Raw genomic sequence first — 26,293 nt, 5'->3', positions numbered from 1 at the left:
TTGTTCTCATTCAACAAGCGCTCGACAGAGAACGAATTATATCCGAAATAATTCAGAATAAAACGCTCATTGAAATACCGGAAAACATCTTTTGCAACATCACGATCCATCTGACTGGCACGCGACACGAAAAGCGTTTTCCTGGATGTATTGGCAGCAACATCCATAGGGCGGCGAATCACCGAACGGAATTCATAGATATCCTTTTTGTCGGGTCCCTTTGTCTCATCACGAGAAAATATCAGTGAACGACGACCATTGGGATAGTAGTACAGAGCCTCTTTCAGTATCTCAACTTTATTGAGTTCAAAAGAATATTCATATTCGATACCCTCAAGAAGGAAGCGAATGAAGAATGTACTTGGTTTGCCAATGCTCCCGAATTTGAATGGAGTAAAGGCAAATATCGTATTCTCGTTGTAATTGTGAGATGAGAATATCATTCCCACACAAGCGCGAATAGCCTTGATAACACTGCTCTTTCCTGAGGCATTTGCACCATAAATGGCAACAGTTTTAAGCAAGCGCTCATTACCGCATACAAATGTATTTTCTTCAAGTTCCTTTGCTTTTTTGGTCTGTATGCTTGCTGCCTGCATATCCAGTACCACCTCATCTTTAATTGAGAAGAAGTTGCTCAAACGAATTTCAAGTACCATTTTATTCTCCAAATTTGTAATTCTTTTGCAAATATAACAAATTAAATAACAAAATCATAATTCGGACAACTTTTTATAAATTAGAAGCAGCCTGGCTTTCAATCCAGTTTTTGGATTTTCTACTCACCCGTTTTTTAAATTGGATCGTTATATATAAAAAATGAGAAAAAGAATTGAATATTGAATAATTGATTGAAGCAATGCTAGGATTAGAAAAACGATATGAAATTGCCAGGTTGATTGCATGCGAATTGATCGGAGTGCTTTCTGGACGTGAGGTGGAGGATTTGGAAGTGTGGAAAAACTCTTCTGAAAAGCATGCAAGGGAGTATATGGAAATCCGGGAAAGATTGCTTCGGGATATTGATTATCCGGATCATTTGGAGCTAAAGCAAGAATGGGAAGGATTTGAACAAAAACTGTTCCGGAAAAAGCGGGTATTCAATTGGTGGGTAACAGTAGCAGCTGCTTGTGTGGTTATTTGTTTGGGTATAACATTTTTATGGATGAGAGAGCCTGTTGCCGAACCGGTGGTTGCCGGAACATCAGGGGGGACGAAAGGTTTTAGGGCGACACTGATTTTAGGAAACGGAGAGCAGGTGAGTATAGGCGACTCTTCGAGCCAAACGATTGCTGTTGCGGGAGGAACTACGATTGTAACGACCGGAAAAATGGTGAAATACGATGCCGGGAAGGAGGATCGGGAAGAAAAAGCGGAATGGAATACGATTGTTGTACCGCGTGGAGGAGAATACGAATTAGTTTTGGCCGACGGAACGCGGGTGTGGTTGAATTCGGAGTCTCGCCTGACTTATCCCGTCCGTTTTACGGGGGAGCTGCGGGAGGTGAAAATGGAGGGAGAAATTTGTTTCGATGTAGCCCGGAAGGAGGAACAGCCTTTTGTCGTGAGAACGGCTGATTTGGCGGTAAAAGTATTAGGAACTCTTTTCAATATGGAAGCTTATCCGGAGGATTCCCGGGTAACGACTACGCTGGTCAGGGGTAAAGTAGAAGTAGCTGTCGGGGATAAAACTCAGGTATTACAGCCGGATCAGCAATTGTCGGTGGAAGCAGGCCGGTTTACTCTGAAACAGGTGGTGGCGGAAGATTATATCGGCTGGACTAACGGACTATTCCATTTTACCGAGGCATCGCTCGAGGAAATTATGACCAAACTGGCCCGGTGGTATGATGTGGAATTCTTTTTCGCCAAACCGGATTTGAAGGAAGCCCATTTTTCTTTGGATATTCAGCGGTATGAAAATATCGCTACCATTTTATCGAAGCTTGAAAAGACCGGGCGGGTACGGTTTCGGGTAAGCGGAAAAACGGTGGTTATCGAACAGTAGGATATATTAAAAAAGCAATACATGCGGGCACATGTACTGCTTTACATTAACATATCGATACTCCTTCGTGGGGAGTAGAGCGTATTATTAACTTTATTTACAAATGTATGAAAAAAAATTTAAGGAACGGTAGTTTCGTACTCACGAAATTACCCCGTATGTTGATTATGATGAAGACGGTGTTGATTCTACTCGTGTGTTCGCTGAATTTACAGGCAGCAGTCTATTCACAACAGAAAAAATTCGACATTTCGATGAAAAAAGCCTCTTTGGCGGATGTGTTTCAATATTTGAGGCAAGTGAGCGAATATAAGTTTGTATATGACAGTGATGCAGTGAAACAATTCCAACCGGTTTCGGTGGATTTGAAAGGGGTGGGCCTCGAAGAAGTTTTGGAAGATTGTTTGAAAGGAAGTCCCTTTGTTTTCCTGATCGAAGATGATCTGGTGATTATCCGGGAACAGAAAAGTGTACCGCAGAAACAAACTCAGGAAGTGAAAATTGTCGGTAAGGTGACGGATGAAAAAGGCAGTTTGCTACCGGGAGTAACGGTACAGATTCAGGGTACTTCGCTGGGTACGGTGACCGATACTGACGGAAAATATGTCTTATCTGTGCCTGAGATGAAGGAATTGACATTGGTATATTCGTTTATCGGTATGGAAAAGAAAGCGGTGAGATGGAAAGGAGAAAAAGAATTGAATATCACCTTGGTTACAGAAGTGGCCGAGATGGACGAAGTAGTGGTGACCGGTATTTTTACCCGAAAGAAAGAAAGCTTTACCGGTTCGTCGGCTACATTTACCAATAAAGAGCTGAAGATGATCGGTAACTCGAATGTACTCGAAAGTCTGAAGACACTCGATCCTTCGTTTGCCATTATCGAAAACAATGATTTCGGTTCGGACCCCAACCATTTGCCCAATATCGAAATCCGGGGGAAAACCAGTGTAATCGGTTTGACCGAAGAATATAATACCGATCCCAACCAACCGTTATTTATCCTCGACGGTTTCGAGTCGACTCTGGCGACGATCAGTGATTTGAGTATGGACCGGGTACAGAGTATTACTGTGCTGAAAGACGCAGCCGCTACCGCTATATATGGATCGAAAGCAGCCAATGGAGTCGTGGTCATAGAAACGAAAGCTCCCGAAGCCGGGCAGCTGAGATTGAATTATACCGGTAACCTGAATTTTACTTTTGCCGATCTGTCGGATTATAATTTGATGAATGCCGAGGAAAAATTGCAGTTCGAATTGCTTTCCGGACTTTATCAAAGCTGGGGACCGGACGGGTATTTGGGAAGTGTCGAGCAGGAAAGAAAATATAATATGCGTTTGCAGGAAGTGCGGAGAGGGGTGGATACCTACTGGATGAACGAGCCCCTGCGTTTTGCTACGACACACAAACACAATTTGTTTCTGGAAGGTGGCGACGGAGTGATGCGTTATGGTGTCGGGGTGAGTTACGGAAAAACCCAGGGAGTGATGAAGGGATCGGACCGGGATGTATTGAATGGAAATGTCCGGCTCATTTACCGGAAAGGCCGTGTAGCTTTTACCAATTCTTTGAATGTGGATTATACCAGGGCAGAACGGGAGAGCGTTTCTTTTAAAAGATTCGCCCAAACCAATCCGTATTACCGGAAAACGGACGAAAACGGAGAACCTGTAAAAGTGCTGGAGTCTTTTTCTTATTTTGATATAAATACCTTTAGAACAATAAACGAAAATGTATACGGACCGTTTTACGATTTGTCTAATACAAATTTCGATCGTACCCATACTTTAGGGATAACCAACAACTTTGAAGCCGATTGGCGGGTAATAGACGAATTGAGGATCCGGGCGAGAATAGGAGTAAATAAATCCAACGAGCAGGCAGAGAAATTTTCTTCGCCTTTCAATTCGGAATTTGTGGGTAAGGAAGATAATGAGAAAGGAGCCTATACGGAATCGGAAAAACACGTTTTCGGTTATGACGGTGATTTGAGTGTTACCTACGGAAAATTACTGGCAGAACGGCATATGGTAAATGCGGTGGCCGGAATGCGTTTTACCCAGTCGACTTCGAATCTGAACGGGTATACCATGCGGGGATTTATCGACGATGAATTTTCCAACCCTTCTTTTGCTCAGGAATATAATCCAGATAAAAAAGTATATCAGGATGTTAAGAAAAGGACGGCCAGCTATTATGTGAATCTCGGTTATGCTTATGACAACCGTTATTTGCTGGATGCCAACTGGCGGGCAGACGGGGCTTCCATTTTCGGGGTGAACAAACTTTTTACCAATACCTGGTCGGTGGGACTTGGATGGAATATCCACAACGAACATTTTCTGGAAGGGGCCGGTTGGCTGGATATGCTGAAACTGAGGGCTTCGGTCGGAAATCCCGGAAACCAGAACTTCGACGCTTATATTGCGATGAAAATTTATACCTATAATAATCATCACACCAATCCTTGGGGAGTCAGCGCTATCATCAATAATTTCGGAAATCCGGACCTGGAGTGGCAAAAAACGCTGGACCGGAATATCGGTTTGGATTTAGTGGTGTTTAATAACCGTTTGCGGGTGAATTTCGATTACTTTTCAAAGAAAACCGATCCGTTGTTGGTTTATACCGGAGTTCCTTCGTCTACGGGAGGTACCTCCGTTCCGGCTAATGTCGGCGGACAGGTGACGAAAGGATATACGGTTGTGTTGAATTATGCTTTATTGAAAAAAGAACACCTGCTTTGGCAGGTAAATGCGACCTTACGGCATCTGACTTCGGAATACCGGAATGTCAGTGCCTATTTATCCCGGTTCAATGATGAAAATAAAACCAAGAATATGTTGCGGTATTACGACGGCGGAAGTCCTTCGGATTTATGGGCTGTCCGCTCTGCCGGAATAGATGCGGCTACGGGACGTGAGATCTTTTTGCATAAAGACGGTACCCAGAGTTTTGCTTATAATGTCGAGGATGAGGTGGTCGTAGGAAATAGTGATCCGAAACTGGAAGGGGTTGTCGGCATGTCTTTTTACTATAAAGGTTTTTCGGCTTCTGCCAATTTCCGTTACCGGTTGGGTGGGCAGATCTTTATGGAGACCTTGTACAATAAGGTAGAAAATATTTCGTTCAGTGATGTCCACTATAATCAGGATAAGCGGGCTTTGTACGATCGTTGGAAAGAACCGGGCGATAATGCTAAATTCCGGGCGATTTCAACGACAGCCGATACGCCGATGTCTTCCCGGTTTGTCGCCGACAACAACGTCTTTTCAGGAGAGTCTATATCGGTGGGGTACGAGAGCCAGGGAAAATGGCTGAAATCGGTCGGCGCTTCATCATTGACGGTAAGAGCTTATATGAACGATATTTTCCGGATTTCAACCGTGAAAAATGAACGGGGTATCGATTATCCCTTTGCCCGTTCGGTATCCATGTCTTTGGGATTAAGATTTTAAATTAAAACGAATGAAAATGAAAAAGTTGAATTTCATCATAAAATGTGGTCTGGCTTTACTTCTGCTATCCTTCTATTCCTGTGAGTCATGGCTGAATGTGACGCCTTCGGATCGTTTGTCGGAGGAGATGCTTTTCAATGACCGGGAGGGATTTGTGAAGGCATTGAACGGGGTGTATATTGAATTGAATACGAATGAATTGTATGGCCGAAACCTGACTGCCGGTGCTTTGGATGTGATGGGACAGTATTACAGTGTTGCTTCTTCGTCGCATGCTTTCTATAATTATGGAGGTTTGGTTTATACCGGAAACGATGAGAAGGCCCTGTTCGATAACATGTGGCAGAAATGCTATGCGGTGATTGCCTGTTGCAATACGATTATCGAAAAATGTGATGAAAATAAAGCCGGGCTTTCGCCTGTCTGGAAGGGGGCGATCAAAGGGGAGGCTTTAGCTTTAAGGGCTATGCTTCATTTTGATATGTTGCGTCTGTTCGGTCCTCTGACCTCCGAATTGGATAAAGAAAGTATTCCTTATCAGACGAATTCGGATCAGACGGTTACTCCTTTACTGTCCGGATCGGAAGTCGTCGGACTGATTCTCGACGATCTGAAAAATGCTGTCGGTTTGCTGAAAGATACGGATCCTTATTTTGTGGAAGAGGAATTTTCCGATACAGATTTGAATTACAGGCGTTTCCGGATGAATTATTTTGCAGCAAAGGGCCTGATGGCCCGGGTTCAGCTTTGGGGAGGAGATAAGGAAAAAGCTGCGGCTACGGCCAAAGAAGTGATTGCCGAAGGACAGGCTGAAGGAGCGGAATTTTTCCCTTTTGTAACGAATAGCGAAGCTACTTCATCGAATCCCGACCGGGTATTCTATTCCGAAGTATTGTTCGGAACCTATCATTCTTCCCGGGAAAAATTACATGAGGATTTGTTTGCTCCGACACTCGAGTCGACCAGTATTCTCACCTTAGCCGGCACTGCCCGGAGAGATGATTTATACGATAATGAGAATGATTACCGTTATTCGGTTTGGTCTACTTATAATAAAAACGGAACTTCGGTACTCTATCATCGCAAATTCGAAAAGCAGGATAATGTGACAGCCAGCCGGCAATATATGATCCCCCTGATCCGGATGAGCGAAATGTATCTGATTGCGGTTGAATGTTGTAAGCTGGACGAAGCTTCCGTTTATCTGAATACTTTCCGTAATGCCAGAAACTGCAACAGCCTTGCCCTGACGGAAGACAACCGGATCAATATCCTGGCGAATGAATATAAAAAAGAAATGTTGGGTGAGGGGCAACTGTTCTTTTTCTATAAACGTCAGGAAATGGTAAATATCCCCGATGGAAATCAGGCTACAGGAACGAAGAACGTGGAACTGGCCAAATATGTCGTTCCGCTTCCGGAAAGCGAAACCGATCAACGAATCAGTAGTACAGATATTTCAAATGAATGATTATGAAAAGATTTTTATATTATATATGGTTTTTACCTTTGATGTTGTCGGGTTGTGAAAAAGACCTGATGGATTATGAAGGCTTGGAAGGAGTTTATTTTGCCGTACAATGGGGAGATTCCTGGGGAAATGAAAATAGTTGGCCTTACCAACCTTATACGGATGTCAATTTTATCAGTTTGCCGGGAGATACCGCAACGCTGTCGGTGAAGGTGATGGCTACCGGTCCGGTGAAAGCGTATGACCGGATTTTTCTGGTGGAAGTCAATCCCGATAGTACCGATCTGACTGAAAATGTGGGTTATCTGCCCTTGAACCGTGAAGGTGTGATCAAGGCCGGAGAGTCTGCCGCTGAGGTAGAAGTCCGCCTGATACGTACCGATATTTTGCAGGAAAAAGAACAGAGATTGGGCTTGAGATTGGTGGCTAACGAATATTTTTCTCTGGCTTTCCCGGAATGGGATGCCTTGATCGGTTCACACCGGACCGGGCCGGTGTATGAGCATTTCGATGCTTCATTACATACCTTGCGTATTGCTGATTTTATGGTAGAGCCTAAAGTTTGGGTCGGTACTGCCGTTTCTCCCTATAATGGAGGGTATGAATCCGGAAATTGGGGCGCTTTCAGCCGGAAAAAACTGGAATTGATTTGTGAGCGTTTTAATTTGACGTATAATGATTTTATGAGTACTGAAACGATGCCGAGTGCATTGCAAATGCTGATATATAAATCTATGTCCACCTATCTGATCCAATGCTACAATGACAAAAAACCGGTTTTGGAAGAGGATGGGCGTTTGATGTGGTTCAGCGGTTGTCCCTGGTTATCGAAAGTAGGTGTACCCTGGGTACCGGAAGAAGGTTATTACGATTAAACAGAAATAATTATGAAAAGATTAGTATATATTATTGTATTCGCATTAGGGTTGACGGCATGCTATGATGACAAAGGCTCGTACGATTATCATGACATTTGTGAGGTGAACATAGAGGGGTTAGAGTCGGTTTATGAAACGGTTTACCGGGAAAGTGTGCTGGAAATCGATCCTACGGTGACGGTAACGGAAGGAAATATCGGGGATACCACCCGTTTTGCTTATGAATGGAGGGCTAACGTGCCCTATAATTCGACAGAGTTGATCGGTACGGAACGGATATTGAACTATCGGGTTGAATTAGCTCCGCGTGATTATACCTTATATTTCAGGGTGACCGACCGGCAGACCGGTGTCGTGACGGTGGCTACTTCTACATTGAAAGTTGGAACCGCTTATTCGAAAGGCATTTTGCTGATCGGTGAGAACACTCAGGGAGAGGTAGATGTGCAGATGTTGTCAATGGTGAAAGATACGGTTTTATACAAAGAATTATTGAAAAACAGCGGGCTGCCGGTCCTGAAAAATCCGGTGGATATTATTCATACGGGAGCGGCCGGAAACAGTAACTATATCAAATTATGGGTATTGACCGGGTCCCAGGCTTATTCCATGGATCGTAAAACTTTTGCCGGTTCGGAAAGTGATGTGTTCAGTAAATTATTGTTTATGGATCAGACCTTCGATACGGAATTCGTACCGGTAGATATTATTCCGCGGGTGAAAGATAAATCTGGTAAAAACGGTGGGTCTAGCTACTATCGCACAGTCGTATGTAATAACGGATATATTTTCAATGCCAGTACGTTATTGATGGGAGGAGACTATTATAATAATCCGGTGAATTGTCTGACTTCGGATCAGAATACCTATTATAAAGCTTTTCCTTATCTGTTCTATACATTGAATAGCTATTCGGGTAGTTTTTTATGGTTTGATGTGGAGAATCAACGTTTTCTGACGGTGAAGAACAGTATCGCTGTTTCTGATTTGCTGGAAGATCAGGCAGGAGATCCGTTTCCCTGGAATCAGGGAACGACGGGACGGACTCTGGTTTATGGGGAAAATACCCTGGATGTCGGGAGCTCTAACGGTAATTCGTTCGCCATCCTGAAAGATCCGGCCGGAACTTATTATCTCTATAAATTCCGGGCAGTCGGTTCCGGACCGACGAAATTGAATTGTTATACGATCGGTGCAGGGGCTGTAGATTTCGATAAGGCCGATTTTTATGCCTTTTCTTCCCGGAGAACAGTGGTGTATTATGCCGTAGGTTCTACTTTGCATGCTTACGATTACAATAAAGGCAATGAACGGCATTACACTTTCGATATGGGCGACCAGATTACAATGCTGTATTGTGATACTGCGATCGAACCGAATGAGAATCCGCTGTATGTGGCGACTTACAATGCGACAACCGGAGGAAAACTGCAAAAATATATCCAGGGAGTGAATCCGGATAAGGTAGAACTCGAGGCGGACGAAAAATCATGTTGGGAAGGGCTTATGAAAATCAAAAAAATGGGCTGGAGGGCTGTTGAATAATTTAATATTTATCCTATGAAAATCATAAAATTACTTATACTGTTATTGGTTGCTTGTTCTTTATCGGCAAAGGCCGGAGTAGTGAAGATATCCGGTTCGCTGAAACAATTCGGATTGGACCGGGTATCGATGAATAGTGATGGGATCGCAGCAGAAGTCTATCATGATAGGACGATAGAAATTATACTCGATTCCAACGGCCGTTTCGATTTAAAATTGAAATTAAAACAACCGGCCTATTATAAAGTGGGACATAATACCTTGTATTTGACTCCGGGCGATGATCTGGAGATTATTTTCAACCGGAATACTACGAAAACCACTTTTAACGGTAAAGGAATAGAAGCCAATAACTATTTGCGCAACAGTGCGAAACTGAGCGGTTGGGAGATCGCTAAAATAGGACGGGAGCTAAATGAATTCGGCCTTCCTAAAGAAAAAGTGAGTTTCGAGGTTTACCGCTATAAGGTGGACAGTATTGTAGATGCCAGCCTGGACGCCTTAGCCCATTTGACCGCAGTGACTCCGGAATTTCGGGAATTGGAACAAATCCGGCTGGAAGCCTATCGGCTGGCGACTTATCTGGATTATTTCTCTGTGGGGCAATTGAGTAACTACGATGATGCTCCTGAGGTAAAACTCGAAAAGAAACAGGCCTTTTATCGGGAAGTAGCGACACTGGCCGAACCTTTGTTAAAGAAGATCGGTGCTTCCGATCGCTATCTTGAAATCTCCGATGTACGGAATATATTACGGGAATGCCATGAGATTCAGGTGTTTCAGTTTGCTCTTTCTCCGGCTTTTAGGGAATGGATGACGGTTTTAAAAAATGCAGAATTGTTGGATCAGGGCTTGATGCTTAAGGATTATCGGATGTATACCGATTTTTCCCGTCAGATCCGGAATAAAGAGTTACGTAATTCTTTTCAGGCAAAATTGCAAGAACGGGCAAAATTGATGGAAGGCCGGCCGGCTCCGGATATTCCTTTTAAGGATATCGACGGGAAAGAAATGCGGCTGAGCGATTTTAAGGGAAAGGTGTTGTATGTCGACTTTTGGGCTACCTGGTGTCTGCCTTGTTTGTTCCAATTACCCGAGTTCGAGAAACTGAGTGAAAAGTATCCGGATATCCGGTTTATCGGTATTTCGATCGACCAGAATGAAAAACTTTGGGTCAAGAAATTGAAGAAAGACGGTATGCCGGCTCATATTCAGGAAGTTTTGGCCGATCCTTATGTGGTAGGCGATGCCTGGGACATTACTTCCATTCCCCGTTTTTTGTTGATCGATGAAAATTTCAGGATCATCAATGCTTTTGCTCCCCGTCCCTCGGATAGGGAAAAAATAGAACCTTTACTGGCAAGATAAACCAGAGGGACGGGGGTGTCGGACTATATAGGTTTATAATTTCTTTACAGACTTTATAAACCTATTTAATTCGCCGTTTTAATTGTATCTTTGTACCCGATGCCGGAGATTGGGCAGAAAACAATTAAGATTACATGAATTATGGCGGATGATAAAAAAATTATTTTTTCAATGGTGGGGGTCAGCAAGACATTTCCTCCTCAAAAACAAGTGTTGAAGAATATATATTTATCTTTTTTCTATGGAGCGAAAATCGGTATTATCGGTTTGAACGGTTCGGGAAAATCTACTTTGTTGAAAATTATTGCCGGTATTGAGAAAGATTATCAGGGTGAAGTGGTTTTTTCTCCGGGATATTCCGTAGGGTATCTGGAGCAAGATCCGAAGCTGGAATCCGGCAAAACTGTTAAGGAGATTGTGCAGGAGGGGGTACAGGATATTGTGGACGCTTTGAAGGAATTTGAGGAGGTCAATCAAAAGTTCGGAGATCCGGAAGTGTTGGAAAATCCGGATAAATTGAATGCTCTTATCAATCGTCAGGCAGAATTGCAGGATAAGATAGACGCTACGGATGCCTGGAATCTGGACAGTCGTTTGGAGCGGGCCATGGATGCGCTGAGGTGTCCCCCCGAGGATCAGGTGGTGGATACGCTTTCCGGTGGAGAGCGGCGCCGGGTTGCCTTGTGCCGCTTGCTGCTTCAACAACCGGACATATTGCTATTGGATGAACCGACTAACCATTTGGATGCCGAATCGATCGATTGGTTGGAACAACATTTGCAACAGTATGCCGGAACGGTAATCTGTATTACTCACGACCGTTATTTCCTGGATCATGTGGCCGGCTGGATACTGGAACTTGACCGGGGAGAAGGAATTCCATGGAAGGGTAACTATTCGTCCTGGTTGGAACAAAAGACCCAACGAATGGCGCTGGAAGAAAAACAGGCCAGTAAGCGCCGCAAGACACTGGAACATGAATTGGAATGGATCAATATGGCCCCCAAGGCCCGACAGGCTAAGGGGAAAGCCCGGTTGAAATCCTATGAGACATTATTGAATGAAGATCAGAAAGAACGGGAAACCAAGTTGGAAATTTTTATTCCGAACGGTCCCCGCTTAGGAAATAAAGTGATAGAAGCACAACATGTGGCGAAAGCTTTCGGCTCCAAGTTGCTGTTCGATGATCTGAATTTCACCCTTCCTCCCAATGGTATCGTTGGAGTTATCGGTCCCAATGGGGCTGGAAAAACAACTCTCTTTAAAATGATACTGGGGATGGAAAGTATCGATAAAGGAACATTTGAAGTGGGACAAACCGTGCGGATAGGATACGCTGATCAGACTCATAAGGATATAGACCCGAAAAAGACGGTTTATCAGGTGATCTCAGGCGGTCAGGAATCGATACGGGTCGGAGGAAAAGAGATTAATGCACGTGCTTATCTTTCCCGGTTTAATTTTTCCGGAGCCGATCAGGAAAAGCAATGCGGAGTGTTGTCCGGAGGGGAGAGAAACCGCCTTCATCTGGCCCTTACCCTGAAAGCCGATGCCAATGTGTTGTTGCTCGACGAGCCGACTAACGATATAGATGTGAATACCCTCCGGGCGCTCGAGGAAGGCTTGGAAAACTTTGCCGGTTGTGCTGTTGTCGTCTCACACGACCGTTGGTTTCTGGATCGTATCTGTACCCATATCCTTTCTTTCGAGGGAGATTCTAATGTGGTCTTTTACGAAGGATCGTATTCTGAATACGAGGAACACAAACGTGCACAGCTTGGCGATATCCAGCCCAAGCGGGTGCGTTACCGTAAATTGATCGCCGATTGACAGATTGCGGGAAGCCTTTTGTCATAAAAGTATCTCTTTGATCGTAAAGAGATACTTTTTATATTTGTCCCCGATGAATGATTTCGGAAATATAGATCCAGATTTACAACTTTTTGAGGCGGTCAGAAAGAGTGACCGGAATGCTTTTGAGCAGTTGTTTCAAAAGTATTATACAGACTTGTGCCATTACGCCTGGACTTATCTGGACGAAAAGAGTGAAACCGAGGATGCGGTACAGGATGTATTTATCTATATCTGGAACAACCGGGAAACGATCCGTTTGCAGGAATCCTTCCGGGGGTATCTTTTTTCTGCCGTCAAACACCGGGTGTTGAATATTTTGAAACATCAACTTGTCGAACGGACTCATTCCCGTTTACTGTCCGAATATTGGGACGATCTGTTGAAATCCGGTTATTCCGAAGAAGAACAGACCCAGTTGGAACAAATTCAGCATATCCTTCAATCTTTACCCCAGCAATGCCGTATTGTGTTTATGAAAAGTTGTCTGGAAGGGAAAAAATACCTGGAGATAGCCGAGGAGCTCCGCATATCGGTGAATACGGTGAAATCACATATCTCCAAAGCTTATCGTGAAATCCGGGAAAAAATCGCTGTACTTAAAAATTCGAACCTGTTGTTACTGATTGCTTGTGCAACTTATAAAGAGATGAAGTAACTTTTTTTCTTTTTCACTCACCCGTTTTTTAAACTTAGTTGCCTTTATATAAAATTAAAGATATAAAGGTCATGAGTGTACCATTTTCAGAAGATTTATGGCAACGGCTTTCTGGTTTATGGAGAAGAGATAAAAAAGAGGAGGAAGAAGCGGTCGGATACGATGATCCGCAGCTGAAGCAGATGCTGGATGTAATGATGGTCTCCCGCAGGAGTATGAAAGCTGCGGAGAAGCAGAAGTACGATATCGACCGGGCCTGGCGGAGGGTGGAGAAACAGACGGCCGGTGGATGGCGCGTACCCGGCTGGTGCAGATATGCTGCGGCTGTGACTGTTTTATTTTTTTCTGTCTGGGGGTGGGTAACGTATAACAGGGAGTCCGCACTTCCGGTTACGGGAGAATTGACGGATGTTATTCTACCGGGCGTTTCGAAAGCAGAATTGATATTGGCGAGTGGGGAAAGAATTATCCTGGGAACTCAGACAGAAATTCGGGATATCGAGGAATTAGGGGTAAAGATTACCAACGATACGTCAGGGGGAGAGCTGAAATATGAAACCGGGAGTACGGAAGATTCCACGATTACAGCGTATAATACGCTGATCGTACCGAAAGGGGGTGAATATATGGTGAGGCTGCCCGACGGTTCACAGGTATGGCTGAATTCCGAAACGACGATTCGTTTCCCGGTCCGGTTTGTTGCCGGTAAGCGGGAAGTACAGCTTTGCGGAGAAGCTTTTTTTAAAGTGTGCAGAGATACAACCGCTCCTTTTCAGGTATCGACTGAGAATGGAGAAATTACGGTGTTGGGAACCAGTTTCAATGTGAGTACTTACCGCGAAGACAACTATTGGCAAACCACTCTGGTGGAAGGAAGTGTCAGGATTGCGGAACAAGGCCGTACGGTTGTTTTAAAGCCTTCGGAACAATATACTGTGGACCGCTGTTCCGGCCAAAGGAAGGTGGCTTCGGTCGATGCGGGTTTATATACTTCCTGGGTCGATGGAAAGTTTTATTTCAAGGCTTACACTTTCGAAGAGATTGTCAAAAAATTAGAACGCTGGTACGATTTTACGATGGTTTATCAGGACGAAGAGGTAAAACAAATGCGTTTTACGGGTTCCATCAACAAGCATAGCCCGGTCACCGAGGTGTTGCGTTTTCTGGAAATGACTACCGGTATCCGTTTTAAAGTAGAAGGAAAGCAAATCGTTGTGAGTAAAATTTAAAAGGGATAAGAGGTCGCGACTCTCATCCCCGATAATCGATAACGTCTGTAAACCGATCCTTGAGCCAGGCTGATTTACAGGCCATTATTAACTTCAATCTACAAATTTATGAAAAAAAATGAGGATTTGAATTGTTTTTGCCGTTCAGGTAAAATAAAAAAATGGTTGCTGCTTATGAAATTGATTACTTTTTTCTTTTTTCTGGGCATATTTCAGGTGAGTGCTTCGGTTTATGGCCAGAGAGGGACTGTTACTCTGAACCTGAACGAACTGACAATGGAAGATATCTTTACGGCCATCAACAGACAGTTGAAATATGATATCTTCTATAGCGACGATGAACTGGATGTTGCCTGTAAAATTAAACTGACAGACAGTAAAATGGAGGTGAGTAAGTTGTTGAAGGAAGTTTTGCAGGATGATTATTCCTATGAATTTTTGAATAAAACGATTGTCATCCGTCCGGTAAAACAACAGCAAAATCCGAAAATTGTCATACAGGGAACGGTAAAGGATACGAAAGGAATACCCTTGCCCGGCGTTTCGGTGGTGATTCAGGGGTCTACGGTCGGGGTGTCTACGGATAATGCCGGAAAATTCCGGATGGAGGTTGCGGATCTGCCCGATTTGGTACTGGTATTTTCGTTTGTAGGAATGGAAACGCGTGAGATACCGTATCGTGGAGAAGAAATGTTGAATATAGTTCTGAAAGATGCTGTTACAGAGATTGGAGAAGTGGTTGTGACCGGTTACCAGCAGATCGAGAAAAGGCAGTTGACCAGTGCTGTTTCGACTATCAAAACAGAAGACCTGAATATGGTAGGGGCTTCCAGTATCGAAGATATGCTACAGGGACAATTGGCAGGCCTGTCGGTAGTGAATACTTCTGCAGCTCCCGGCGCTGCCCCCAAAATACGGGTCAGGGGAACGGCAACGATAGCCGGTAACGCCGATCCGCTCTGGGTGTTGGACGGAGTGATGCTGGAAAATTCCGTGCCTATAACAGTCGCAGAGCTGAATAGCCCGGATGTCATGAATATGTTCAACTCCGCTATCGGAGGAGTGAGTCCCAACGACATAGAGAGTATCACAGTTCTGAAAGATGCTTCGGCAACGGCGATTTACGGGACGAGGGCAGCCAATGGGGTGATCGTGGTGACGACAAAGAAAGGAAAGCGGAACGGATTCAATATCTCTTATCAACACACTTCAGCTGTCAGCCTGCGTCCTGCTTACCGGGATTTTGACCTGATGGACTCCCGGGAAAGAGTGGAACTGACCCAACAATGCTATGACGATGGTTTGTATATCAACGGAGGGGTAGGAATGGAAGGACTGATGAGCCAGTATGCCTTGGGTAACCTTACCCTGCAACAATTCAGGGAAGAAGTGAAAAAGACGGAAACCCGGAATACCGACTGGTTTAAACTATTGTACCGGAATGCATATACCCAGACCCATAACCTGAGTGTTTCCGGCGGTTCGGAGAAAGCGGATTATTACGTCTCCCTGAGTTATGACGGGGAGCAAGGGGCCGACAAACAGACGGATTATAAGAATTTCAACGGACTGGCCAAATTGAATGCAGAACTGTTCCGGGGAGTACGCCTGTCTGCCACTTTACAGGCAGGGCGCCGTGACCGGGAAACTTTCCATGCCAGTGCCGACCCGTTCGAGTATGCAGTACGGACTTCACGGACGATTCCGGTATATGATGAAAACGGCGATTACTTCTTTTATAAAAAGACATTCGGAGGATATTACCTCTATAATATACTGAACGAACAGGAAAATACCCATCGGGAATCTTCCCAGACCGACCTGAAAGGGATCCTGAATCTGACGGTAAATCTTTATAAGGGATTAAAATACAACGGTTTGTTCAGTTATGCCTCCTCGCATTCTTCCAGTTCGGATTACGCTAAGGAAAAAAGTGCCTATGCGGCGGAAATCAGAGGGTATGATTTCGGGGACTATACCCAGGAAGAATATGATAAGACCTCTTTGCCTTTCGGAGGAGTGTACAATGAAACGAATTATGAACAGAGAACGTCCCTGATCCGGAACAGCCTGGAGTATAAGGGAAACCTGGCAGAAGATTTTTCTATCGACGCCATGCTCGGACAGGAGTTCAGGACCACCCTGTATAAGGGGTTGACCAGCAATGGTTCGGGATATATGCACGACCGGGGCAATATTTTTTACGAACCTGCATTGGGAGAGAATACCGGTCATCTGGCCAGAAATAAAATGACCCGGAATATACCCGAACGTTCTTATATATCTTATTACGCCGTTCTGTCGGCCATGTATAAAGACCGGTATGTGATCAACGGGAATATCCGTTTCGATGGTTCGAATCTGTTCGGTTCTAATCCGAAGTACCGTTATCTGCCTTTGTGGTCGGTTTCCGGGAAATGGATCATCAGCAATGAGCATTTTCTGTCGGGATCGGAACTGGTCAATAACCTGGCCGTCCGGGCTTCTTATGGTTTAAGGGGAAATATCGTGGAGGAGAGTACGCCGCAGATTGTTGCTTCTGCTTTACCTCCGAACGAAGTCAATCAATTGTTGCAGATGGAAATTATACAAGCCCCGAATCCGGAACTGAAATGGGAAACCACTTCCTCGGTCAATATCGGTTTTGAACTGGGCATGTTCGATAACCGTCTGACCCTGGATGTGGACTACTACCGGGATTATAGCAAAGACCTGATTGCATCCAAGAACGTCTCTTCTGTAACGGGTTTTCTCAATAAATTTGTCAATTATGCGGATGTGAAAAACCAGGGAGTAGATGTGTCCGTATCGGGGTATATTATCCGGAAAAAGCAATTTTCGTGGTTGTCGTCCGTCAATCTGGGGTATGTAAAAAATAAGGTCGTAAAATCTAATATAACCCCTCAGGCCGAAAGTCTGGTAAAGAGTATCTATACCCCGGGTGAAGTCTTTCTGGGCAAACCTGTAAACGGTATGTTTTCGTATCGTTTTGCCCGTCTGGATGAAAACGGTATACCCTTGTTCTACGATGAAAACAACAATATCCTGAGCGAAGACGATCCGGAGATCGAAGAGGCTGTTTACAACAATATCTATAACCTGAAATACGAAGGAACCCGGGATCCGATATTGTCGGGCGGATTCAATAACGTCATCCGGTATAAAGATTTTTCCCTGTCTTTCTTATTTTCGTTCGGTCTGAAAAATAAGGTCCGTCTACCGGAATTTGCCTATAATTCTTTACCGGAGGCAGACCAGAATGCCAACCGGAAAATCATGGACAGATGGAGAAAACCGGGAGATGAAGCAACGAAGATTATTCCGGTCCTGTCCGGACATGCCGGCGGAGACAGCCATTACACCAAAGTGATATTCAATAAGAGTCAGAAAACTGTAGTGCCCGGAGACTACTTACGTCTGCGGAATGTGATGCTGGAATACAGGCTTCCCGGCCGGTTGGTACAGAAGATTGTTCTGGGCGACCGTCAACTGGGAGGTATATCCCTGAAGTTCCAGGCTCAAAATCTGTTTGTCTGGGCGGATAAACGGATGAAAGGATATGATCCGGAGACCATTAATTATACAACGACGGCTTACGGTTCACTGCCTTTACCCCGTAGTTTTACCTTGGGATTGAATGTAAACTTTTAATACACAAAAGATATGAAAAAGAGATTATTATATATGCTGGTCGTATTGGGAGGGATTTTTTCCGGCAGTTGTGAGTCTTACCTGGAAGAGGTACCCCAAAATAAATTGAAACCCAATACGACAGACGATTACGATCAGTTGCTGAACTACGGGTATCTGACAGAACAGGTGGTTCCTTACCTGGATGTCCTTTCGGACGATGTGGATCTGATTGCTTCCGACCACTCTATGGAGGGGGACGATTATGGAGATGTGTATGTGGCTGCCTATATGTGGAATAAAGATATCGAGACAACTATGCCCGGGGGGGATATCGCTTTCGAGAAATTCTACCAAAGTGTCTTTTATGCCAATGTGGTATTGGAAAATATCGATCAGGCTGCCGGGATGGAACTGAATGAGGTGAATGTGGAACGTACCCGTCAGAATATCAAGGGAGAGGCTTATGCTTTGAGAGCGTATTCCCATTTCTATCTGGTCAACCTGTATGCCAAACCTTATGATCCGGAAACTTGTGCCACAGATCCCGGTATTCCGCTGAATCTGAGTACGGCGGCAGAAGATAAGGCATATACCCGGAACAGCGTTAAAGAGGTATACGACCTGATTGTCGGAGATTTGAAAGAAGGAGTCCGGCTGATGGAGGCTAATCCGGTTTCCAAGCCTGCCAAACTGAAATTCGATGCTTTGTCGGCCCGTGCCTTGCTGGCCAGGGTGTATCTCTATATGCAGCAATGGGATTCTGCCATTGTGTGTGCTGAACAGGTCATCCGGGAAAATCCGGCGATATTCAACCTGTATGAGGCAGGACTCCGCCTCAGTATGGATAATAACTTTGTCAGCAGCTGGAATGCTTCGACGGTGTGGGGAAAGGATTATTTGGCGAAAGATAATGATAATGTGTTGTTTGTAAATGGAATAAGTGAGATTGTGCCTGCCTTGGGATGGTATCATTTTATTTCAACCTTCAGTGTCAATAAAAAACTGGCGGCTGAGTATGAAGATGAGCCGGACGATGTGAGACGTTATTACTTTATGCAGACTTATTCTTTAAGGGGAAAACCCAAATTGATCTATGCCAAAAACAGATATATCCCGAACATCAGCAGTGTAATGAGACCGGATGCCGGCAGTGGTTATACCCGGGTGATCCGGACTGAAGAAATGTATCTGATTCTGGCAGAAGCTTATGCCCATAAAGAGAACGGGATAGGGGAGGCTGTAAAGTATCTGAACCGACTGAGGGTTGAAAAATTCCGGGAGGGGACTTATACAGACCTGAAAGCTGCGGATTTCGATCAGAATTCCCTGTTGGTATTCATAGAAGCGGAACGCCGCCGTGAATTGTGTCTGGAAGGACACCGCTGGTTCGATCTCAGACGGACAACCCGGCCTGCCATGGAACGTATCGGCTATGAAAATCAGGTAGCCCGTCTGGAAAAAGATGATCCCCGCTATGTATTGCAAATTCCGAAGAGGGAACTGAGTGTGAATCCCGGAATCGGTAGTAATCCACGTTAAAATGATAGAGCTATGAAACGAATGAATCTATATAAAATGATCTGTTACTGTTGTTTGATATGGGGGACTATGGCCTGTACCAAAGAGGATACCCCCGAAGCCATGTGGGAGTATACAGGGCCTGTGCCTGCCATCCTGGACGGTCCTTCCCAAGCGCAGAAAATGTGTTATGCCCTTTATCAGAAGTACGATTTACATATTTACTATAATCTGAGTGGAGAGGAGGCCCTGAAAACGGAGGTTGGTTATACCCAGGTGAATGGGATTACGGCAAATAATCCGGAAGCGATTCCGATGCAGGCTGCAGACGAAGCGGTGGCTGAAAAATTCCTGACCTTGTTGACGGGTTTCTTCGCCCTGCTGCCTGATGAGATGGTAAGTAGCGGACTTTACAGACGGCAGGTTTTGGTAAAAATCAATCCCGGAAATAATAAATACAAGGATGAGAATGGGAATAGAATTTTCTCCAATACCAAGACGGAAGAAATGCAGGGGATCCTCTATTACGGCTACCTGGATAACAGCCAGGATACCGACGATAAGTTTACGGATAACCTGAAAGGATGGAAATGGGGGATTTTTTATGAGTTCTTCCGGGGTTTGTCTTATACCACTTACAAAGGTATTCCGTTGCCGGAACGTTTTGGAGCAATCTCCAAAGGATTATATTACTATGAAAATGAAACAGATGAAGATGTTTGTCTGGACTATTCGAATAATTATAACCGGGAAATCGGAAAAAAATGCGGATTTGTGTCTCCTTTCGGGGCTTCTGCCACCAGTGATTATGCTTATGCAGACTGGGCTTCTTTTGTCGCCTGGATCCTGACGGAAGAGAAGGCTGAACGGGATGCGGATATGAAAAAATGGTCCCGCTTGCAGGAAAAATACGATCTGGTCATACAATATTACCGGCAATATTATCAGCTGGATCTGGAACAGATCGCAAAACAATGTCAGAAATTAACCGTTAAATAAAAAATTACAACTATGAAACTATTGTATTTTATCGTTTTGACCGGCTTGTGTATGGCCTGTCATCAACCCCGGGTATATCGGATAAACGGTTCATTACCGGGAGCCTTGGACGGGTATGTGGTCAAACTGTATAATATCGATACGTATCCCGACGTATTGCTGGATTCTACCGTAATCAAAGATGAAAAATTCCAGCTGGAAGGAACCAGGACTTTCGAGTATCCGAAATATTGCCGTTTAGTAGTCGATATGACTCCCGATGAACCCAATCAGCGCAAAAAGACATTAAAGGCTTATCGTTTTTTTGCGGATAATACGGCTATGGAATTCCAGTGTCAGATGGACAGTATGCCGAGCTATTACTGGGAACCGGTAAATAAGGAACACAACGTTACGCTGACCGGTTCCCCCACACAGGATCTGTATCAGGCATATAAAACCTCTGTACAGGAATTGTCAGAAAGGAAAACGGCTTTGTGGAATGAATACCTGAAAGTATATCATGTGCCGGCCCTGGATGGAATTTTCAATACGGAAAAGGGCATGAAGATCGTCCGGGAACTGAATCGTGTCAAAGCCCGGTTGAACGAAGCTACCGGGGAATTTATCAAAGTTCACAACAATTCTGTTGTATCTTTATTACTGGCGAATAATTTGTTGAATTCAACCCGGTCGGAAATGACGGTGGAGGAGATCGACGGGCTGATGAACGGCTTTACCCCTGCCCTGCAAAATGCCTCCATGATGGGAGATGTAAAAAAGACAGCAGAGCGGATGCGATGTGTGGCCCGTGGGGGGACTTATCATGATATCGTTCTGAAAAATCTGAAAGGAGAAAATGTGCCGCTTTCGGAATATATGAAACCGGGTGCTTACAATATGCTTGAATTCTGGGCTTCCTGGTGTAGTCCCTGCCGGGGTGAAATACCTCATTTGAGACATCTTTATGAAGTGTGCGGCAAAGATTTCAATATGATCAGTGTGTCGATCGACGAGCGGGATACAGATTGGAAAAAAGCGGTACAAGAGGAGGGTATGCAATGGCACCAGCTGTGTGATCAGAAAGGACGTAAAGGACCGGTTGCGATAGAATATCAGGTGAGTGGAGTTCCCTATTGTATCGTGCTCGACCCGGAAGGGAAGATCGTATGCGGAGGGGTAAGGGGGGCTGAATTGGACGTCGTTGTGCAGGATTTGCTTGGAGAAAAAGCGAAAGGATTGTAGGTATTGAGAAGCTGATAGCCGGAAAGGAAACGGTGCCTGTGTTTTACTGCGGGCACCGTTTTATTTATCAAAGGATTTCCGTTCCCTTTACCTTTATTTTATAGGGCCATTGGGCATCGGTTGGCTGAGGACCTTGGGGATTCCATCCCGGGTTCATCCGGTGTTCGGCAGGAGCTCCCATGACGACGAACCAAAGATGGCTTAAAGGTTGGTCTTTGGGGGTTTTGAAACTGACTTTTCCTTTACGGTTTTTGTGTACTTTGCCCCGGATTGTCTGTCCTGTTGCGGTGACTCCGACGAAACCATAACGCCAGCCTGCTTTTTCCGGTGATTGAATGTTATAATCTTGTCCGGCCGGGGTTAGGCCCGCAAAGGTGATTTGTACGGTTGTGCCGGCTGCCGGGACTTGCAGGTGGATCGCATTAAATCCGTAATTTTCAGGACACCAGGCTTTCCTCACCTGATACCAGCCGTCTTCTTTTTCTTCCAGACAGCTCCTGAAATCCGGGAAAGAATTGGCCCATGGGCGGGTGATGGAAAATACCCGTTTATAATCGAAATTGATCAGGTGCTGATAAGCATCGAACATTTCGTCATTGAATTGTTCCTGGGATAGATTTTGCATCCGCTTATAAGTCATAACCGGGTCTTCGCCTTTCTTGCCTTGCCGGAATAATTCGCCGATAAATGGTAAACCTTGCCTTTCGCTCCAATATTCGAGTATATAAGGCGAACGGTAAATGTTCTCCGTATGCAGAAAAGCTTTGTGGGTATTCTTTTTAAAAGCATCCCAGTGATAGGTCTCGTCATCGATCCAGTGGGGGTTGACCTGCCAGAGCATCCATTGAGCTCCCATTTCGAAAATCCCGTTACCTCCCCAGGCGACACCTTCTCCGTCGGCGATCGACTGTAATTGAAAACTGTGTCCCAGTTCGTGAGCCACAGCATTTAATCTTTTGTCCTGTAGCCGGTTCGGAGTAGCCCAGAAAGCACCGATCACCTGGTCGTAATCGCCGCCATAGGCCGTCCCTTCCAGAGAATATTGAATCATCGACATCATCCGGTATTTTTCACTTTGCGATCCTGGTTTGACGAATTTCAGGGAGTCGCGGTAAAATAGGTAAAAACGTTCCAGTTGATATTTCAGATTTTCCAGATCCACAGCCATCGGATGTCCCTCTAAATCGGGAGGAGCAGCTAAATCGTTCCCGAATCCTTTTTCCCAGAATATGGCCAGATTATCCGTACAGGACATGCGCCGGTAGGAGTAGCGGGAAGTGTCGGAATACCAATCCTGGCCTGCAAATTCTTTCGGTTGATAAATAGCTTTTCCCGGAGGAAGAACAAAATGATCGGATTGGCCTTGTGCCTGGGCAGACCAGCTGCCGAAGCCGGTCGACAAGATGAAATGGAATAAAATGAAATGTCTTTTCATCAGTTGGTTTTTAGTCAGGAAATCCCGGATTAAAGTGTATGAATTACATTAATTTTGATCTGTGAGCAAAAATAGTTTTTTCCCTTCATAATCCTTAGGCTTTAGGAAAAATAATGCTAGGTTGAATTTTTTTTCTTTCAATTTCGATTCCGGGCTTTATACCGTCAGACCGGGTCGCCAATTCCGATCACCGGAGACGAATGAGTAACGAAATATACCTACCATAAATTAGGAGAAACGGAGAATTAAAGTTTGCTTTTCTTTCATTGTTCCATTTCTCCATTGTTCCATTTCTCCATTGTTCTCAGAAAAAGGTAACTTGTGAGGAATAAAATTAGTTTTATCATCAATATTCTTCCTGAAAAAAATCATCCTTTGTCTGGAAGCGGCGGAGCTGACGGCGGAGGAAGCTCACTTCCTGTTGCAGCCTTTCCATGCGTTCCAGCATATGATGAATGGCGTCGATGCCTTCGATATTGATCGAGAGATCGTAATACAGGTGGCTATATCTTTCCAGTTCCCGGAGCTGGGAGGCGAGAAGATACCGTTCGCCGTCGACGGTGCGTATTTCGATCAACCCTCCTTCTTCGAGCGAAATAATAAAAGTCGGGTCGGTATGGCTCTTTTGGCAATATTCGTTGAAAATAATTAATTCTGTATCCATAGTTGAACGATCTTTAAGTTAGGAGTTTTGTAATTCCCGGAATAATTCCTTCTGCTTCTCTGTGAGATGAGTCGGTATCTTCACTTCATAAGTGACAAAAAGATCCCCGAACTGTCCATCCTGTTTATATACGGGAAACCCTTTTCCTCTCAGGCGTACCTTTGTCCCATTTTGTGTTTCGGGCTTGATTTTCATCTTCACTTTTCCGTTCAAGGTTTCGATAATCTGTTCTCCGCCTAATACAGCGGTATAGAGGTCGATCGGGACATTCATATACAGATTGTCACCTTCGCGTTTATATACCGGATCGTCGCCGATAACGAAAGTGATATACAAATCGCCTGCCGGTCCACCGTTCATCCCCGGGCCTCCCTGTCCGTTCAGTTTGATCGTCTGTCCGTCGGCTACTCCCGCCGGCACGGTGATCCGGATCTTTTTACCGTTGACTTCCAGGATTTGTTTGTGGGTCTCTGCGGCATCGCGTAAAGAAAGATGCAATTCGGCATTGAAGTCCTGCCCTTTGAATCCAGCCGAACTTCTTCGGCTGCTTCCCCGGCGTTGACCGAATAGGGATTCGAAGAAATCGGAAAATTCACCTTCGTTTCCGTTGAAGTTACCGCTGAAACCTCCTCCCTCTGCAGAGGACCAGTAGCCACCACCCATACCGCCGAAACCGCCACCGCCACTTCGGCTTTGTTGCTGATAACGTTGCTTTTGAGCTTCGAATTCATCTGCATGTTTCCAGTTTTCTCCGTAAGCATCGTATTTTTTCCGTTTTTCAGGATCGCTCAGTACTTCGTTCGCTTCGTTGATCTCCTGAAACTTTTGTTTTGCTGTCGGATCGTTCGGGTTTAAGTCCGGATGGTATTTCCGGGCCAGTTTTTTAAAAGCCTTTTTGATCTCGTCCTGAGATGCCGTTTTGCTGACACCCAGCACTCCATAATAGTCGATATAAGCCATAGTAATATTTTACAAACCATTATTTAATTCTGTAAATTTACGATGGATACTAAAAAATTGTAATGAAAATAAGTTTAAATAAACTTAAAATGATATGAATTTTATTTTTGTGGAGAAATTAAAATTTTCCGAAAATTTGATGGTTTTTATTTTTATTATCCAAAATATATTTTCTAATTTTGAGTAAAATATTACGATATGAAACAAGGGGGGAAATATTTGTTGATTCTGATTTTATTCCTGCTTCCGGGAATAGGATTATTCAGCAAAGATACTGTGGCTGAACGGTTGCTCGATGGGGGGCAGGCAGCGACGGTAAATATCACCCACCAATCGATTACTTCTTCTCAGGATATTTATTCGGCAATGATGGATACTTTCTCCAGTATTTGCCGGGTAGAGACGATAAAAATCGAAGGACGGGATTATTGCCGTGATTTCTTTCGGTTGGCTTTTATCATTTCTAAAAACTTTCGGATTCCTGTCAAATCGTTTTTTTACACGGAAAGTTATAAATGTGTATTGGCCGAACGCTATGTTCAGGGAGCCTATATTTATTTTCATAAATTGATTATTTAGCGGCACGGGAGGAAACTATTCCGTCGGATTTTCTTCGATGATTCCCGGAATTCCTCGGATTCTTTTTTTATTTTTCATAATAATAAGGTGAAAGAATTGAGTCAGGACGATCGTTCTGAGGTGGGGAAGGTATATACTATAATTTTTAAGCTAAAAGTCATGAAAAAAAATATATCGTTCAAAGGAGTTGGCTCCGCAGGTTTTGTCTTAATTGCTTGTTTTATATTGGCTCTGGCGATTTTCCATTATGTGTTGGGAAATCCGGCGAATTTTATGAACAATGATCCGAATAATCAGCCTATACCCGGAAATTTAATGGGTACGATTTACAAAGGCGGGATGATTGTGCCGGTGATACAAACTTTATTACTGACTGTCTTGGTACTGAGTGTAGAACGTTTCTTTGCTATACGGAAAGCCCGGGGCCGTGGTAATTTATCGCAATTTATCCGGAAAGTGAAGGAAAGTCTGAGTCGGGGAGATGTGAAAGGGGCTCAGGAATTGTGTGATTGTCAGAAAGGTGCGGTGGCTAACGTTGTTCGTACGGCATTGCAAAAGTATGCCCTTATGGAGAAAGACGATACGATCACAAAAGAACAGAAAATAGCTAATATTCAAGCCGAGGTAGAGCAGGCGACGGCTTTGGAATTACCGACCTTGGAACAGAATCTGCCGGTGGTAGCTACTATGACTACCCTGGGGACTTTGATGGGATTGTTGGGTACCGTAATCGGGATGATCAAGTCGTTCGCAGCTTTGGCCAATGCCGGTGCTCCCGACTCGATCGCTTTGTCTACCGGTATATCCGAGGC

At 44.5% G+C, this 26,293-nt stretch carries 19 protein-coding genes; 15 read left to right on the top strand and 4 right to left on the bottom strand.

Annotation, left to right across the window (positions count from 1 at the left end; genetic code table 11):
- Positions 1-659 (bottom strand): AAA family ATPase (locus tag WS42_RS09990; RefSeq protein ID WP_046451054.1); only part of this gene is annotated, 659 nt, incomplete at its 3' end.
- Positions 660-859: 200 nt separating this feature from the next.
- Between WS42_RS09990 and WS42_RS09985 the strand changes: the two genes are divergently transcribed.
- The 13 genes from WS42_RS09985 (at position 860) to WS42_RS09925 (ending at position 21,843) form a co-directional block, all read left to right on the top strand.
- Positions 860-2,008, top strand: a complete 1,149-nt coding sequence (locus WS42_RS09985) for a FecR family protein (RefSeq protein WP_022160878.1) — start codon at positions 860-862, stop codon at positions 2,006-2,008.
- A 107-nt stretch (positions 2,009-2,115) separates the two neighbouring features.
- Entirely contained in the window at positions 2,116-5,469 is a 3,354-nt protein-coding gene (locus WS42_RS09980; protein WP_022160877.1) for a SusC/RagA family TonB-linked outer membrane protein, read from the top strand.
- Positions 5,470-5,485: 16 nt separating this feature from the next.
- On the top strand, positions 5,486-6,940 hold the full coding sequence (locus tag WS42_RS09975; protein ID WP_181990544.1) for a RagB/SusD family nutrient uptake outer membrane protein: 1,455 nt from the start codon (positions 5,486-5,488) through the stop codon (positions 6,938-6,940).
- Positions 6,941-6,942: 2 nt separating this feature from the next.
- Complete coding sequence (locus WS42_RS09970; protein WP_162610031.1) at positions 6,943-7,815, top strand: DUF4843 domain-containing protein; 873 nt, start codon at positions 6,943-6,945, stop codon at positions 7,813-7,815.
- A gap of 12 nt (positions 7,816-7,827) precedes the next feature.
- A complete protein-coding gene (locus tag WS42_RS09965) occupies positions 7,828-9,363 on the top strand; it encodes a PKD-like family lipoprotein (protein ID WP_022160874.1) in 1,536 nt (511 codons plus the stop codon).
- 15 nt (positions 9,364-9,378) lie between these two features.
- Positions 9,379-10,731 carry a TlpA family protein disulfide reductase gene (locus WS42_RS09960; protein ID WP_022160873.1) on the top strand — a complete coding sequence of 451 codons (1,353 nt, stop codon included), beginning with the start codon at positions 9,379-9,381 and terminating at the stop codon, positions 10,729-10,731.
- Between the two features lie 141 nt (positions 10,732-10,872).
- Positions 10,873-12,561, top strand: a complete 1,689-nt coding sequence (gene ettA, locus WS42_RS09955) for an energy-dependent translational throttle protein EttA (protein WP_046451052.1) — start codon at positions 10,873-10,875, stop codon at positions 12,559-12,561.
- 73 nt (positions 12,562-12,634) lie between these two features.
- Complete coding sequence (locus tag WS42_RS09950; RefSeq protein ID WP_147350615.1) at positions 12,635-13,240, top strand: RNA polymerase sigma-70 factor; 606 nt, start codon at positions 12,635-12,637, stop codon at positions 13,238-13,240.
- Between the two features lie 71 nt (positions 13,241-13,311).
- Positions 13,312-14,469 carry a FecR family protein gene (locus tag WS42_RS09945; protein WP_118577132.1) on the top strand — a complete coding sequence of 386 codons (1,158 nt, stop codon included), beginning with the start codon at positions 13,312-13,314 and terminating at the stop codon, positions 14,467-14,469.
- A 108-nt stretch (positions 14,470-14,577) separates the two neighbouring features.
- Positions 14,578-18,120, top strand: a complete 3,543-nt coding sequence (locus WS42_RS09940; protein ID WP_046404828.1) for a SusC/RagA family TonB-linked outer membrane protein — start codon at positions 14,578-14,580, stop codon at positions 18,118-18,120.
- A 12-nt stretch (positions 18,121-18,132) separates the two neighbouring features.
- Entirely contained in the window at positions 18,133-19,641 is a 1,509-nt protein-coding gene (locus WS42_RS09935; protein WP_118577134.1) for a RagB/SusD family nutrient uptake outer membrane protein, read from the top strand.
- A gap of 12 nt (positions 19,642-19,653) precedes the next feature.
- A complete protein-coding gene (locus tag WS42_RS09930; protein ID WP_113028002.1) occupies positions 19,654-20,619 on the top strand; it encodes a putative zinc-binding metallopeptidase in 966 nt (321 codons plus the stop codon).
- A gap of 12 nt (positions 20,620-20,631) precedes the next feature.
- Positions 20,632-21,843 carry a TlpA disulfide reductase family protein gene (locus WS42_RS09925; protein ID WP_022160865.1) on the top strand — a complete coding sequence of 404 codons (1,212 nt, stop codon included), beginning with the start codon at positions 20,632-20,634 and terminating at the stop codon, positions 21,841-21,843.
- Positions 21,844-21,910: 67 nt separating this feature from the next.
- Here WS42_RS09925 and WS42_RS09920 read toward each other — a convergent pair whose 3' ends face one another.
- The 3 genes from WS42_RS09920 to WS42_RS09910 all read right to left on the bottom strand — a co-directional run bounded on the left by WS42_RS09920 (position 21,911) and on the right by WS42_RS09910 (position 24,902).
- Positions 21,911-23,278: a DUF6055 domain-containing protein gene (locus tag WS42_RS09920; RefSeq protein WP_046451050.1), complete on the bottom strand. Its 1,368-nt coding sequence runs from the start codon at positions 23,276-23,278 to the stop codon at positions 21,911-21,913.
- Positions 23,279-23,624: 346 nt separating this feature from the next.
- Complete coding sequence (locus WS42_RS09915) at positions 23,625-23,942, bottom strand: chaperone modulator CbpM (protein WP_013610464.1); 318 nt, start codon at positions 23,940-23,942, stop codon at positions 23,625-23,627.
- An 18-nt stretch (positions 23,943-23,960) separates the two neighbouring features.
- Complete coding sequence (locus tag WS42_RS09910; protein ID WP_013610465.1) at positions 23,961-24,902, bottom strand: DnaJ C-terminal domain-containing protein; 942 nt, start codon at positions 24,900-24,902, stop codon at positions 23,961-23,963.
- A 198-nt stretch (positions 24,903-25,100) separates the two neighbouring features.
- Here WS42_RS09910 and WS42_RS09905 point away from each other — a divergent pair, with 198 nt between their 5' ends.
- Complete coding sequence (locus WS42_RS09905; RefSeq protein ID WP_022160862.1) at positions 25,101-25,481, top strand: hypothetical protein; 381 nt, start codon at positions 25,101-25,103, stop codon at positions 25,479-25,481.
- Between the two features lie 159 nt (positions 25,482-25,640).
- On the top strand, positions 25,641-26,293 hold a 653-nt coding region (locus tag WS42_RS09900), incomplete at its 3' end, for a MotA/TolQ/ExbB proton channel family protein (RefSeq protein ID WP_046451049.1).

This window comes from Odoribacter sp. N54.MGS-14 (assembly GCF_000980295.1).
GTDB lineage: Bacteria > Bacteroidota > Bacteroidia > Bacteroidales > Marinifilaceae > Odoribacter > Odoribacter splanchnicus.
This window is presented reverse-complemented; position numbering and strand designations above follow the sequence as displayed.

Excerpts from the sequence above, each read along its gene's own strand:
- WS42_RS09985 (WP_022160878.1), top strand. The coding sequence starts at position 860 with ATGCTAGGATTAGAAAAACGATATGAAATTGCCAGGTTGATTGCATGC.
- WS42_RS09980 (WP_022160877.1), top strand. The coding sequence starts at position 2,116 with ATGAAAAAAAATTTAAGGAACGGTAGTTTCGTACTCACGAAATTACCC.
- WS42_RS09975 (WP_181990544.1), top strand. The coding sequence starts at position 5,486 with ATGAAAAAGTTGAATTTCATCATAAAATGTGGTCTGGCTTTACTTCTG.
- WS42_RS09970 (WP_162610031.1), top strand. The coding sequence starts at position 6,943 with ATGAAAAGATTTTTATATTATATATGGTTTTTACCTTTGATGTTGTCG.
- WS42_RS09965 (WP_022160874.1), top strand. The coding sequence starts at position 7,828 with ATGAAAAGATTAGTATATATTATTGTATTCGCATTAGGGTTGACGGCA.
- WS42_RS09960 (WP_022160873.1), top strand. The coding sequence starts at position 9,379 with ATGAAAATCATAAAATTACTTATACTGTTATTGGTTGCTTGTTCTTTA.
- ettA (WP_046451052.1), top strand. The coding sequence starts at position 10,873 with ATGGCGGATGATAAAAAAATTATTTTTTCAATGGTGGGGGTCAGCAAG.
- WS42_RS09950 (WP_147350615.1), top strand. The coding sequence starts at position 12,635 with ATGAATGATTTCGGAAATATAGATCCAGATTTACAACTTTTTGAGGCG.
- WS42_RS09945 (WP_118577132.1), top strand. The coding sequence starts at position 13,312 with ATGAGTGTACCATTTTCAGAAGATTTATGGCAACGGCTTTCTGGTTTA.
- WS42_RS09940 (WP_046404828.1), top strand. The coding sequence starts at position 14,578 with ATGAAAAAAAATGAGGATTTGAATTGTTTTTGCCGTTCAGGTAAAATA.
- WS42_RS09935 (WP_118577134.1), top strand. The coding sequence starts at position 18,133 with ATGAAAAAGAGATTATTATATATGCTGGTCGTATTGGGAGGGATTTTT.
- WS42_RS09930 (WP_113028002.1), top strand. The coding sequence starts at position 19,654 with ATGAAACGAATGAATCTATATAAAATGATCTGTTACTGTTGTTTGATA.
- WS42_RS09925 (WP_022160865.1), top strand. The coding sequence starts at position 20,632 with ATGAAACTATTGTATTTTATCGTTTTGACCGGCTTGTGTATGGCCTGT.
- WS42_RS09920 (WP_046451050.1), bottom strand. The coding sequence starts at position 23,278 with ATGAAAAGACATTTCATTTTATTCCATTTCATCTTGTCGACCGGCTTC.
- WS42_RS09915 (WP_013610464.1), bottom strand. The coding sequence starts at position 23,942 with ATGGATACAGAATTAATTATTTTCAACGAATATTGCCAAAAGAGCCAT.
- WS42_RS09910 (WP_013610465.1), bottom strand. The coding sequence starts at position 24,902 with ATGGCTTATATCGACTATTATGGAGTGCTGGGTGTCAGCAAAACGGCA.
- WS42_RS09905 (WP_022160862.1), top strand. The coding sequence starts at position 25,101 with ATGAAACAAGGGGGGAAATATTTGTTGATTCTGATTTTATTCCTGCTT.